Consider the following 13,279-nt stretch of genomic DNA (forward strand, 5'->3'; position numbering starts at 1 on the left):
AGCTTAATATGGATTGTCGAATCACCATATTAGATAAGCACTCAAATAGTATCACCCAAGCATGTCACTGCTGTTAACTTGTTTTTATTAGCAAATTTCTTGCTTGATCAATAGTTGCCAAGGGTCTGATATCAAAACGCTCAACCAATTGTTGTGTGCTAACCAGCTTACGCATCCATGTATATTGGCGTTTTGCTAACTGTCTTGTAGCATATAATGCCTCATTTTGCATAGTTTGTCTATAATCTTGAATTGGGGAGCTGTGCGTGTTTAGTAAAAAACGCGCCACATCATCATGAAAATTTTCTTCATTATTATCATATGTAAACACTGTTGTATTTTGTATTTTTTCTAAAAAATCCCAAGCTTGCCGGTAGCCAACGCAGCGCATGGATGGCAGATCAGCCGTGAGGTGATATTGTTGTCGCAGGGCAATCACTTCCTGCAAAAAGCCTTGTTGCCACATGATATCTAACCGAAGTGCGATGCGCTTGTGTAACCAATCACGATCTGGCATCACGGCTAAAATCTGCCAATGCTGATGTGGATTGTCGGCCAATGCCCTAGCTGGCTGGTTTTGCCAAGCGCTTAATGGCTTACCTGTTTGCAGATAGATTTCGACCGCTCTGCCAATTCTTTGGGTGTCTGTGGTTTTAAGTTGCTTAGCAAGGATAGGATCTACCTGGGTTAAATAAGCGTGTAGCTGTTCAATCCCCTGCTCGGCAATCAATTGGGTGACTTGTTGGCGAATCTCAGGCAAGGTTGCTGGGATATCATTAATACCTTGAATCAGTGCCATATAGTACATCATGGTTCCACCCACCAGCACAGCTGTTTTATTTTGCTGATGAGCAAGATTGATATGATAGTCCACATCGCTTACAAACTGGGCAACGCTGTAGCTTTGCTCAGGACTGATGATGTCAACGAGGGCATGTGGATAGTGTACCAATTCTTCACGTGTCGGTTTGGCGGTACCGATATTCATATCCCGATAAATCAAGGCAGAATCTACCGAAATAAGACGATATTTGCCTGTTTCGTAAAGTTCATACGCCAACGCTGTTTTACCACTGGCAGTAGGTGCTATAAGGCAAATCACGTCTTGTTTATCGGCTGTTATCATAGCTTATTCTGGGGATTGTTAAGGTTGCTAGCGATTAGGTAAATGCGAATGCGACAGCAGCCATTGTAGCATGTCAGTTTCACTGACTCGAATGGCATTATCAGCAATGTGGGTAAAATCAGCTTGATTCAAATAAGATTGAACATAGGCTTTATCATCACTGTCTATATGATGATATTGTAAATCAATCAGATAAAAATATCCTTGCCAAAAAATTAAAGCAAAAGTTTGATGCTGGTTTTCACATTGATGCTGTCTTTCAAATTCATGCTTGTTTTCAAATTCATGCTTGTTTTCAAATAAGGTTACTAGCTGTATCGAGTCGCTATCCGTTACCCTATCGACAGCACCCTTTATTGCTAGCTGATTTCCCATCTGGATTCCCAGCTGATAAAGCGACTGATTTTCGGCAACGTGAGTTATGTGATTGGTGGGTTTGTCATTAGGCTTTATATACTGAATGGACGTAGCTTTACCCGCAGGCAAGTTTTGAAATTTATCGACGTTACTGTCATCAGTATTTGTCATGCAAGCTTTTCGTTGCAGGGTGTTTAGCTCCATCATTTTAGGCGGCAATTGCTCTAGCATATGCTGAGACAACCAAGCTAATATATTGGTCAATGGTTGGATTTTGACTTGTTGTTTACTCGGGTGAATATTAACATTTATCCACTCGGCAGGCAGCTCAAAAGACAACGCATAGCCCATTTGTAGCGAATTATCGATGCCAATCCCTAGCTTGCGACCCACTTTTTGTATGGCCTGACTAATCGCCAAATCACTGACCAAACGATGATTGATATAAATCAGTTTTGGCAGATTATTTTTATGGGCGATAAAAAACCAGCCGGTGACTTTGGCACTTAAATCCTCTGCCTGTGCTTGTAAACCTTGCAGCGATAAATAAAATGGCTGTGCAATGTCAGCCAATGGCAAATTTAACGCTTGTTCAAGCCGCGCCAAACTAAACGCGGGCAAAAAAGGCAATGCAGCACCCTCTAAATTTTGGTGAGGGGCTTGGGCTGACTGCGTTAAGCTAAAACGCAATTTGTCTTGATGATATAATTCAATCTGCACATCGGCAAAACTAATCGCTAATCGCTGCACGACTTGTTCAATATGGGCAAATTCTGTGGCGATACTTTTTAGGTGCGAGCGTCTGCCTGGCACATTGAAGTACAAATCGCGAACGCTGACACACGTGCCGCGATGTTTTACGATAGGACGAATAGTAGCTTGGCTTACCTCACTACCGCTCACGCTCAGCTGTTGCCCTATACCGCTATCATTGTGACTACTGGTTAATGTCAGATGCGATATTGCTGCAATGCTCGCTAGTGCCTCACCGCGAAAGCCTAAACTATGAATACCAACCAACTCGCTGACATTAGCAAGTTTACTGGTGGCATGGCGAGTGACCGCAAGCGTCATGTCATCAGGATGAATCCCCATGCCGTTGTCACTAATTTGAATCAACCCAAGCCCGCCTTGTTCGATATCGATGCGAATATGAGTAGCGTTGGCATCGATAGCATTTTCAATCAGTTCTTTGACCACAGAAGCAGGACGCGTGACTACCTCGCCAGCGGCGATTTGGTTGATAAGCAGTGGGGATAATTTATGAATACGGTTGTCAGGCAAAACTAATCGTCACTTCTCGTTGTTCGTCATCCAGGCGTTTGATATCAAGGGTGGCATTGGGCGGCGTCAAATAGCCTACTGCACGACTCGCCCATTCAATAATCACCAAACTATTTGGCTCATCTTGGTATTCATAAAAGCCGATAAATTCCAATTCTTCAGGATCATTGAGACGGTATAAATCGGCATGGTAAACCGGCTTAATTGTACCATCGTCCTGCGTAATACGATAAGGTTCAACCAGGGTAAAAGTCGGGCTTTTTACCGCCCCTGTATGACCCATTGCCTGTAGCCAATAGCGGGTAAGCGTGGTCTTGCCCGCACCCAAATCACCCGACAGCCAGACGCTACCGGTCAAATTCATTTCGGCAAGCTCTTTAGCTAAGGCTTGGGTGTCGGTTTCGGATTTTAAGAGGATAGTTTTATTCATGTCGATTTTCCCAGCTTGCCCCATGTTTGTCCTGAATCAAAAATCGTTACAACAACCCCGTCAGATACCAACAGCTTAGTCAACTTGTAAAACCACTGTCGGATTGACAAATTTTTCGCCTTTTTTTAATTTGTCATACATGTTTGGGTCATGCCATTCAGCTTTTACTTGTTCACTAAATTCAAAATCACCCAGCGTCAACGCGCCCATTTGGGCATTATCGACATCGTCTTCAAAGCATTGGGCATAGCCTGTCGCTGTTTCGTGGGCGATGACGGAATACACTTTGACATCGGTTTCGCCGTTTTGCATTTGGGTTTGTTTTAAGATTTCTCTTGCCCAAAAAAACACCACGCGGCTAAACTGCTCTGCCGAGGGCGAAACAGGCAAACTAATCCAGCGCGCGCTAAATTTTTTACAGGCGTTAATATAGTCGGGGTCATCTTTATCCCAAAAACAAATAGCATGATCGAAACTATCAATGATGTCTTTGATCGATGATTTTAACAGCCCAAAATCATACACCATTTGCCCGTGATCGAGGCGGTGCGCTTCTAAAATCAGCTCGATTTGGTAACTATGCCCATGAATCGAGTACTTACAGCGATCGGAGCTACAATTGCGCACGATATGGGCATTTTCAAATTTAAACAGCTTTCTAATTCTCATAATGGGATTCGCATTTTTTTAGCAGTAATAAGGGGGTGAATGCTGACTATTATAAAGCTATTGGGCAAGTTAAGCGAATTTTCGTCATGTGCCCAAATTTGCCTACCTAAATTTACCCGTAACATGAACAAAAAATCTCGTCATATTTAAGACAGTAACTCACGTCTTAAATCGCTAACTGTGCTAATATAAAAACTTGGGGATAGACAGTTATTGTTGAAAAATGAGTTTTTTTAGCTGACTCTTTTTTATATAAATTTTTGTTGATATAAAGTCTTGTTAATATAAAGTGTTATTGATACAAAATTTTGTTGGCATAAAGATAAGCACGGTGGAGATAAAAAATGATGATTAGAGTATTGGTCGTTGACGATCATGATTTAGTCCGAATGGGTATCGTACGGATGCTGTCAGATAGCCCGGATATTGATGTAATTGGTGAAGCTGCTGATGGTGAAACCGCGATTATTAAAACCAAACAATTAAAACCCGATGTGGTGTTACTTGATGTCAATATGCCTACCATTGACGGATTAGAAGTCACCAAGCGCTTGCTGCAAACCGATAAAAATACCAAAATTTTGGCGGTCAGCTCTTTGGTTCAGCAGCCCTACCCATCCATGCTCATCAAAGCAGGGGTGAGTGGCTATATCACCAAAGGGACACCGCTTGATGAGATGATTAAAGGCATCAAAAAAGTCCACCAAGGCGGGCGTTATTTTAGCGCCGATGTTGCCGAGCAGCTTGCTGATATTTTATTCACTGACAATTCAGAGTCGCCATTTGATGCGCTAAGTGAGCGAGAAATGCAGGTGGCGATGATGGTGGTCAATTGCAAAAGTCCACAGCAAATCGCCGATCAGTTGTTTGTGAGTGTCAAAACAGTCAATACCTACCGTTATCGTATTTTTGAAAAGCTTAATATCGACAGTGATGTCAAACTTACCCATTTGGCTATGCGTCACGGTTTGATTCAACCCTAAACCATGATTACCAATCCTGCGTTTTCATCGCTATTTGACAAGCCAAGTACCCACGATAAAACCAAAAAAATCGGTAACGTCTACAATGGTTACCGTATTATTATTGCTATCTTTTTTTCCTTTAGTTTTATGTTGGCACTAAAAAATGCCCAGCATGACTATTGGGTATTGATTAATCTTTTTCCTACCTTTTTCTATTTTTTCTTTAGTATTGCTTTATTTACTTTGTATTACTTTTATCCTAAAAATCCGCTGTTGATGGTCGGACTAACTGTTGATGCGCTAGTACTCACTACTTTGTTGTATTTTAGCGGTGGTAATGACTTACAAGTCATTTTGTTGTTTTTGGTGCAAGTCGCGGCGGCCTTTATGTTGGTGCGCTCCAACCAAGCTATTTTGCTCACTATTTTTGCCATCACGCTGGTTATTTATCAGCAGTTTTATCAAACCCTAAAAAGCGATGTGAACTACGCGCTAGTCAATAACGTGGCTTCAATGGCGATTAGCTTTATCGGGGTGGCTTATTTAAGTTATACGTTATCCAAACGGCTTAAACAAATTGAGCGGCTCTCTGAGCGCCAAGTCAATGAAGTCAATGCGCTAAATGCCATCAATAATAAAATCGTGCAAATCATTGACCAAGGCGTGGTGGTATTATCCCACGATTTAGAAATTTTTATCGCCAATGATACCGCAATCGACCAACTACATCTGCCAAAGACACTTGATAATTTTAATTTGCCAGATATTTCCCCCCTATTAGCTGCAAGACTTGCACCCATCATCGAGGAGCCTGAAGCAACTTTAATAGTGCGGCTCGATGTACCGACCGCTAGTACACCTTTAGCCGTTGGCATTGAGCCTAATAACCAAAGTTTTAATGACTTGCGACTTCGTATCACCCAATTAAGACAGCAATATGCCATTATTTTTATTGAAGATTTACGCCATGAGTTTAGCCGTGCACAGCAGCTAAAACTTGCGTCACTAGGGCAATTATCCGCCAGTATTGCCCATGAGATTCGTAACCCACTGGCAACTATTAGCCAAGCCAGTCAATTATTAATGGAGGAAGTTAATGAGGCTGACAGCGGCTTATCCGATGATAATATCTTGCTATATGAGATGATTTATCACCAAACCATTCGGGTCAATAAAATCATCGAAGATGTGCTGAAATTATCTCGTCAGCAGCGCCCTAATTTTGTTTATATTGAACCCAAAACTTGGCTAAACGATTTTATACAAGAAAACTTTAGCGGCCATGATATTTTTCTGCACTGCCGTACGGATGAAGGCTTTATGTTTGATAACTATCAGCTAGCACAGATTTTGGTCAACCTCATCAATAACGGGCTGCGTTTTAGTAGCAAAACCGAGCCCCACGGCTTTGTCACCCTTGAAGTATATGAATTTGGCAAATCTATCCATATCGATGTGATAGACACGGGTCACGGCGTTGCCAAAGAAAATATTCAGTATTTATTTAATCCGTTTTTTACCACCGATAGTCAGGGCACGGGTCTGGGGCTTTATTTGTCGCAGGCCTTCTGCCAGGCAAATTATGCCAATCTAGAATATGTACGAAGTGAGGGGCAAACTTGCTTTCGGATGATTTGTCAAACCAAAACTTTACCATCCGTCTAAAATATCTTTGTAGCTAAAATTTTTAATTGAATTTTTTGGCTAAAGCATTCATATTACAGTAAGTTTATCGATATCACTTTAGCAAAAATTGTTGGCAACTTGAGTGTATATGTGTTCACTTTTTTCCATTTTTTCAGTACAATATAGCGTCAATGATTAAAAAAATACATGTCGTATTTTGATCATCCTCAGGACATTTATCTCTATGGCACAACCTCAATCTTTTGAAAACGCGCCCATCAATTGGATCCCTGCGTTTGTCTTAATTAGCACGCCTTTGGCGGCTTTATTGATTGTACCTTATTACTTGTGGACACATAGCGTCAGTTGGCAAGTTTGGGCAATTTTCGCATTCTTTATGGCTTGGAATGGGTTAAGTATTACCGTCGGTTATCACCGTTTATGGTCACATCGTACTTACCAAGCGCATCCGATTGTCAAATGGTTCTTTCTGATTGGCGGCACCTTAGCTGTTCAGGGCTCAGTATTTGACTGGTGTGCAGGACACCGTTTGCACCACCGCCACGTCGATGATATCTATCAAGACCCCTACTCTGCCAAGCGTGGATTTTGGTTTTCACATATCGGGTGGATGCTCAAAAACTACCCAAGCGGCCATTATGACTACAAAAATATCCCGGATTTAAAAGCTGATCCTGTGTTAGTGGCGCAAGATAAATATTATGCCCTGTGGATTTTATTAGCCAATATTGGCTTGCCAGCGCTGTTTGGTTGGATGGTGGGTGATGTTGCAGGTACCTTAGTACTCGCAGGACTACTGCGTTTGGTGTTAAGCCATCATTTTACTTTCTTTATCAACTCGCTTTGCCATATGTTTGGTACCCGTCCTTATACCGATACCAATACCGCGCGTGATAATCCGATTCTGGCGATTTTCACTTGGGGCGAAGGCTACCATAACTACCACCACTTTTTCCAATATGACTATCGCAATGGGGTAAAATGGTGGCAATATGATCCTAGCAAATGGATTATTTATGGCTTGTCAAAAATCGGTTTGACTTGGGATTTAAAACGTGTCCCTGACGTTACCATTCAGCATGCACAAACAGAAATGGCATTCAAACGTGCTGAGAAAAAAGTTGCGACTTTTTCAGGGAATTTAACCAGCGACTTTCAAGTGATAAAAGATCGTTTAAACAGTGAACAACAAGCCTTTAAACAAACGATTGCAGAATGGCAAGCGTTAAAAACGCAAGCCATTGAGATGAAAAAAAATGAGTTCGCCCAGCGTATTCATGAAGTTGATGATAAGCTAAAAGACCAGTTTAGTGGCATCGAGGATAAACTTCGCAATCATGCTCAACAAATTGAAAATTTGGTTAATCATTTAAAAGGCAAACATGTTTGATTAAAACATGAAAATGTTTAAAGGTTGACTGTGTCAAAAAAGGTAGGATAAAGTCCTACCTTTATTATTTTTATGGTTTTGTTGGGTACCGATTAGTCTTGTAACGGATAAGAGGGTGAAAATGGGTCTAACAATTCAATCAATCGGCGTTCATAGCACTGTCCACGCCAAATAAAATGTACTTTTGCATCACTAAAGGGTTTATCATCAAACCACAAAAACACCCCTTCCATCATTTTTGGCCAATCATCCCAGCTAATTTCACCCACGCCCATCATCACCGCTAAAAACGCTGACAATAGCGTATCATGACTAACCGCCAGTAATAAATGCCCGTGCTTTGGCTGATGCTGAAATAAAAGCGCTAATAAATCCAAACCGCCTTTATGTGGCGCTTTAATCCCTGCCATGTCGCCCGCCAAAAAACGATTGATAAAGTTTAGCGCACCAATTTGTTTGAATACCTTACTCACTTCTTCATGGTCCACGACCAAACTACCCGGCTCTACCAACAGCGATTGGTGCGACACATTTCTAGAGATGCCAGCACCTGCTTGCATTAAAACTGCGGTATCAATACAACGTTGTATCGGGCTACTGATGCTATCTACATCCATCGAGTAATCTAAGTTGGCAGCCAACCAACGCCCCCAAGACTCCGCCAACACTCTGCCTTTTGGTGTCAGTGGTAATGCATAACTGGCAAAGCCATTTTTATCTGACATTTCGCGCAATGAATGACGGGTAAATAAGATTAATCGCTCATTTTTTGGCAGTAGCTTAACCGAGTCAATCATACTGGGCGGTAAATGAGCAGGCATGGTGTTGATTGAATTAGACATTTAACTACGCATTCCTTATATCTTTTTATCTTTGCACCATAAATTGATACTATAAATTGATGAGGTCAAAACATTTAAGCGATTAAATGGGATATTACTGGGGCAAACGTGCCAATCATACCATGACTTCAACAACTTTATGCCAGTCAAAAACTACACCCGTACTACTGATTTCATTGGGGTAGGCTCTGGGATTGACAATAACACGTGTATGACCTTGCTGATAATCAAACGCTTCATGGGTATGTCCATGCAGCCAAATATCAGGCGCAAAATCGCTCTGTAGCCATTCGCCCAAATCAACGACAAATCCCGCATTACTGGGAAAATTGGCATATTTTGGCGCGATAGATAATGGGCTAATACTATGATGTGTCATAACCACGGTAGGCATACCATCTTTTTCGCTTTGTTTTAAGGCGTTTTGCAACCATGCCCGCTGCCGCTGATGAATAGATACAGTATCTTGGGGCGTTAACAGTCGGTTATCATAATAAATCTCGCGATAATCGCGCATAAACTGCTGAGCAATCTCCAACGTATTATCTTGTGGTTGATATTGATAATCCGTCCAAAGCGTTGTACCAATAATTCTGACACCCATAAATTCAAAGCTCGCGCATTGTAAAAAATGCACTTGCGTATTTTGCGTCAATGCTTTTATCTGCTCATCGAGAGTAAGAATATTATGACCAAAATACTCATGATTGCCCACAATCACAAAAATTGGTTTCTCAAGTCGCTTTGATTCGCCGATGAGCCATTCGATGCCCAAAAGCCCATTGGATGTGTCGCCCGCTACTAAAATAGCATCGGCGTTTGTGTAAGGGATTTCACCAATGGGCAAATCCCTTCTTGCATAGCTATCAATATGTAAATCACTTAACACTTGAAAACGTACTGGCATACATGACTCGAAATGGGTTATTTTAACGTATCCAAGATATATTGCAGTTTGGCGGTGGGATCCGCTGCTGCCGTAATTGACCGCCCAATGACCAAATAATCAGACCCATTTGCTATGGCATCTTTGGGCGTGCAAATGCGGGTTTGGTCATTACTGGCATCTTCTGGCAGCCTGATACCTGGCGTGACTAACAGAAAATCCTTGCCGCAAAGCTGTTTAAGCATATTGGCTTCTTGCGCAGAGCAAACTACCCCATCAAGCCCTGACTGCTGCGTCAATAATGCTAATCGCTTGACATGATTTTCTACTGAGTCGGTGATGCCCACCTCAGCCAAATCTTGCTGTGACATAGAGGTCAGCACCGTCACCGCAATCACTAAGGTTTGGTAGTTTTGCGCTGATAAACGCGCTTTCACCGTTTGCATGGCGGTACGCCCCGCACTGGCATGGACATTCACCATCCACACCCCCAAATCAGCCGCCGCTAATACCGCCTGCGCGGTGGTATTGGGGATATCATGAAATTTTAAATCCAAAAACACTTCAAAATCACGCCGATGTAAGGATGCCACTAAGCTATTACCATATTTGGTAAACAGCTCTTTACCAACTTTCACCCGGCACAAGGTAGGGTCTAACTTATCTGCCAAGCTTAATGCCTGACGGTCATCCATGTTATCCAATGCCACGATAATGGGTGACTTGATGAGTGATGTTGCTTGCGGTGCTGCCACTTGATTCATAACAAACTGACTCTTTTTTTAACTCGATAGTATGCATTGATTATCGTACGGGTGGTAAATTAGGGTTGGCTACTGTAGGTGCAATCGTTGCATTGCTGGTTTGCGCTAAATGCTGTTCATAATTATGCTGCGTTTGCATCAATTTTTCTTGGGTTTGCTTTAACTCTTTAGATAAGCGCTGATTTTCCAGTTTCATCTGTAACACACGAAATAAAATCAACCCCATCAATAGTCCCGCGATGACCCCTAAAACAATGCTAATAATCAGCAGTAACCCCAAACTCATTTGTGGCACTTGGCTAAACAGTAAATTTACTTCGACTTGGTTGTTATTCACCAATACCAACATCAATGAATAACCAACGACCACGAACAACAAAATCGCTAACAGGTAACGCATAGTTTCCTCCTTGGTTATTTTAATCAATCTACATTTTTGAATGCCACTATTATTACAGATAATTCAAAAAAAAGAGTGGATTTTTTGTCCACTCTTTTTGATCAATCATATATTAAACCATAGCGTAAGTTCAACAACGTTAAATGGCTCAAAAACCGCAACTAACGATGATGATTGACTGCCTCTCGCAATGCTTTGCCAGGTTTAAAATGCGGTATCGCCGTTGCTTTCACGGTAACTTTCTCGCCTGTTTTAGGGTTGCGCGCCACACGTGGCTCACGATGATGCAAACTAAAACTACCAAAACCGCGTACCTCGACACGTCCGTTTTGAGATAAGGTATCGACCATCAAATCAATGATTTGCTTGGTGGCATCCTCAATGGTTTTTTCTGGTATATTCTCACATTCACTTGATAATCTAGTGATCAAATCAGATTTGTTTAACACTTTTTCCATACTACCCCTAACACGCTAAACGTAACTGTCGTAGTCTAAATTACAGAATGATGGTTTTAAAAACTTCGTTACAGTTCAAGTTTATCCAGCAATCTATTAACAATTCTAATAATGAAAAATTACATTTCATTACTTTTCTTCGCATATTATAACAAAACCACCTTAAATTCGGCGGCTTTTTTTAGACTAAATCTTTCATTTTGTTACCTAAAAGGCAAGAATAAAAAAAGCGACTAAGTTAGTCGCTTTTTTTATCACTCACAAAACCGATTATTGGTTTTGTTGTTGCTCTTTGATTAAGTCACCAATGGTTTTTGGTTGGGTATCAGCTGCTGCATTTGAACTTAATGCTTTGATAGCATCACGTTGCTCTGCTTCGTCTTTTGCACGAACTGATAGGTTGATACCGCGAGTTTTGCGATCCACGCTAACAATTTTCGCTTCAACTTCATCACCGACATTCAGTACAGTGGTCGCATCATCTACTTTGTCTTGTTGGATTTCTGAAGCACGTAAGTAGCCTTCTACATCATCAGCTAGTTTTACTTTAGCGCCTTTGGCATCAACGTCAGTTACTACCCCTTTCACTACTGCACCACGATCATTTGATACTAGGTATTCGTTGAATGGGTCACTGTTAAGTTGTTTGATACCCAAGCTGATACGGTTAGCTTCTGCATCTACAGACAAGATGACCGCTTCAACGGTATCACCTTTATTGTAGTTACGAATCGCTTCTTCACCACTTTCAGTCCAAGAAAGGTCTGATAAGTGAACTAGACCATCAATACCACCTTCTAGACCGATAAAGATACCGAAGTCAGTGATTGATTTGATAGTACCAGATACTTTATCGCCTTTTTGGTGGTTCTTATCAAACTCTTCCCATGGGTTTGGCATGGTTTGTTTGATACCTAGGCTGATACGACGACGGTCTTCATCGATATCAAGGATTTGAACCATGATCTCGTCACCGATTTGTACTACTTTTGAAGGATGGATGTTTTTGTTGGTATGATCCATTTCAGAAACGTGTACCAAGCCTTCGATACCATCAGCGATTTCAGCAAAACAACCATAATCAGTCAGGTTGGTTACACGTGCTTTAACGTTAGTACCTTTTGGATAGTTGTTAAGAACGTCTTGCCATGGGTCAGTGCCTAGTTGTTTTAGACCTAAGCTGACACGGTTACGTTCGCGGTCAAATTTTAATACTTTAACTTTTAATTCTTGACCCACTTCAACCACTTCTGATGGGTGCTTGATACGGCGCCATGCCATATCTGTGATGTGTAATAGACCATCGATACCACCTAGGTCTACGAATGCACCGTAATCAGTCAAGTTTTTCACCACGCCGACCACTTCTTGACCTTCTTCAAGGTTAGATAGTAGTGCTTCACGCTCTGCTGAATTTTCAGATTCCATCACAGCGCGGCGGCTAACAACGACGTTGTTGCGTTTTTGATCCAGCTTGATGACTTTAAATTCTAGCTCTTTGCCTTCTAAGTGCGCAGTGTCGCGTACTGGGCGAGTATCCACCAATGAACCTGGTAAGAACGCACGTACTGAACCGATATCAACCGTGAAACCACCTTTAACTTTACCAGAGATAAGACCGGTTACGATCTCATTGTTCTCATAAAGTTTTTCAAGTACGTTCCAAGTTTCAGCACGTTTTGCTTTTTCACGTGACAATAGGGTTTGACCCATACCATTGTCAACCGCATCTACAACGACTTGAACTTGGTCGCCAACTGCTACTTCAAGCTCGCCTTGTTCATTCAAAAATTCTGAACGCGCAACGATACCTTCTGATTTTAGACCCGTATCTACGGTAATCCAGTCGCTATCAATCGCAACTACTTGACCAGAGATAACTGCACCGCGTTCTACGTCAAGTACTTGGCTTGCTTCAAACAGTTCAGCAAATGATTCCATCATAAAATTTACCTTTGTATAGCCGTAGCCTGTCCAGCACAGTACGGTTCAAATTAAGATTTTTCATAAACATAAGGCTGGTTTTAGTGCCTATAAAAAATCGATAAAATTTTTAAAAAC

At 41.6% G+C, this 13,279-nt stretch carries 13 protein-coding genes; 3 read left to right on the forward strand and 10 right to left on the reverse strand.

The features are described from left to right. Positions 1-73 precede the first annotated feature (73 nt). The 4 genes from miaA to RT084_RS00835 form a co-directional block, all read right to left on the reverse strand. On the reverse strand, positions 74-1,126 hold the full coding sequence (gene miaA / locus RT084_RS00820; RefSeq protein WP_313097192.1) for a tRNA (adenosine(37)-N6)-dimethylallyltransferase MiaA: 1,053 nt from the start codon (positions 1,124-1,126) through the stop codon (positions 74-76). A gap of 27 nt (positions 1,127-1,153) precedes the next feature. Then, on the reverse strand, positions 1,154-2,767 hold the full coding sequence (mutL, locus tag RT084_RS00825) for a DNA mismatch repair endonuclease MutL (protein WP_313097194.1): 1,614 nt from the start codon (positions 2,765-2,767) through the stop codon (positions 1,154-1,156). Beyond that, positions 2,760-3,197, reverse strand: a complete 438-nt coding sequence (gene tsaE, locus RT084_RS00830; RefSeq protein WP_313097198.1) for a tRNA (adenosine(37)-N6)-threonylcarbamoyltransferase complex ATPase subunit type 1 TsaE — start codon at positions 3,195-3,197, stop codon at positions 2,760-2,762. Before tsaE ends, mutL begins: the two co-directional genes overlap by 8 nt. 75 nt (positions 3,198-3,272) lie before the next feature. Beyond that, a complete protein-coding gene (locus RT084_RS00835; RefSeq protein ID WP_050324111.1) occupies positions 3,273-3,866 on the reverse strand; it encodes a 6-pyruvoyl trahydropterin synthase family protein in 594 nt (197 codons plus the stop codon). 347 nt (positions 3,867-4,213) lie between these two features. Here RT084_RS00835 and RT084_RS00840 point away from each other — a divergent pair, with 347 nt between their 5' ends. The 3 genes from RT084_RS00840 to RT084_RS00850 all read left to right on the forward strand — a co-directional run bounded on the left by RT084_RS00840 (position 4,214) and on the right by RT084_RS00850 (position 7,868). Next, positions 4,214-4,849 carry a response regulator gene (locus RT084_RS00840; protein ID WP_050324504.1) on the forward strand — a complete coding sequence of 212 codons (636 nt, stop codon included), beginning with the start codon at positions 4,214-4,216 and terminating at the stop codon, positions 4,847-4,849. 3 nt (positions 4,850-4,852) lie between these two features. Further along, positions 4,853-6,496: a sensor histidine kinase gene (locus RT084_RS00845; RefSeq protein ID WP_312384409.1), complete on the forward strand. Its 1,644-nt coding sequence runs from the start codon at positions 4,853-4,855 to the stop codon at positions 6,494-6,496. Positions 6,497-6,701: 205 nt separating this feature from the next. After that, on the forward strand, positions 6,702-7,868 hold the full coding sequence (locus RT084_RS00850) for an acyl-CoA desaturase (RefSeq protein WP_050324109.1): 1,167 nt from the start codon (positions 6,702-6,704) through the stop codon (positions 7,866-7,868). 92 nt (positions 7,869-7,960) lie between these two features. On the opposite strand, the gene RT084_RS00855 is transcribed toward RT084_RS00850, so the two are convergent. From RT084_RS00855 to rpsA, 6 genes are all read right to left on the reverse strand, one after another. After that, positions 7,961-8,710 carry a histidine phosphatase family protein gene (locus RT084_RS00855; protein ID WP_099807786.1) on the reverse strand — a complete coding sequence of 250 codons (750 nt, stop codon included), beginning with the start codon at positions 8,708-8,710 and terminating at the stop codon, positions 7,961-7,963. Positions 8,711-8,825: 115 nt separating this feature from the next. Next, positions 8,826-9,617, reverse strand: a complete 792-nt coding sequence (locus RT084_RS00860; RefSeq protein ID WP_312384406.1) for a metallophosphoesterase — start codon at positions 9,615-9,617, stop codon at positions 8,826-8,828. 17 nt (positions 9,618-9,634) lie between these two features. Continuing rightward, positions 9,635-10,360: an orotidine-5'-phosphate decarboxylase gene (pyrF, locus tag RT084_RS00865; RefSeq protein WP_312384404.1), complete on the reverse strand. Its 726-nt coding sequence runs from the start codon at positions 10,358-10,360 to the stop codon at positions 9,635-9,637. Positions 10,361-10,400: 40 nt separating this feature from the next. Then, entirely contained in the window at positions 10,401-10,760 is a 360-nt protein-coding gene (locus RT084_RS00870; RefSeq protein WP_219330980.1) for a lipopolysaccharide assembly protein LapA domain-containing protein, read from the reverse strand. A 161-nt stretch (positions 10,761-10,921) separates the two neighbouring features. Next, a complete protein-coding gene (locus tag RT084_RS00875) occupies positions 10,922-11,218 on the reverse strand; it encodes an integration host factor subunit beta (RefSeq protein ID WP_036603685.1) in 297 nt (98 codons plus the stop codon). A gap of 270 nt (positions 11,219-11,488) precedes the next feature. Then, entirely contained in the window at positions 11,489-13,159 is a 1,671-nt protein-coding gene (gene rpsA, locus RT084_RS00880) for a 30S ribosomal protein S1 (RefSeq protein ID WP_167512159.1), read from the reverse strand. Positions 13,160-13,279 lie beyond the last annotated feature (120 nt).

Origin of the sequence: Moraxella sp. CTOTU48717 (genome assembly GCF_032057165.1) — a bacterium.
GTDB lineage: Bacteria > Pseudomonadota > Gammaproteobacteria > Pseudomonadales > Moraxellaceae > Faucicola > Faucicola tetraodonis.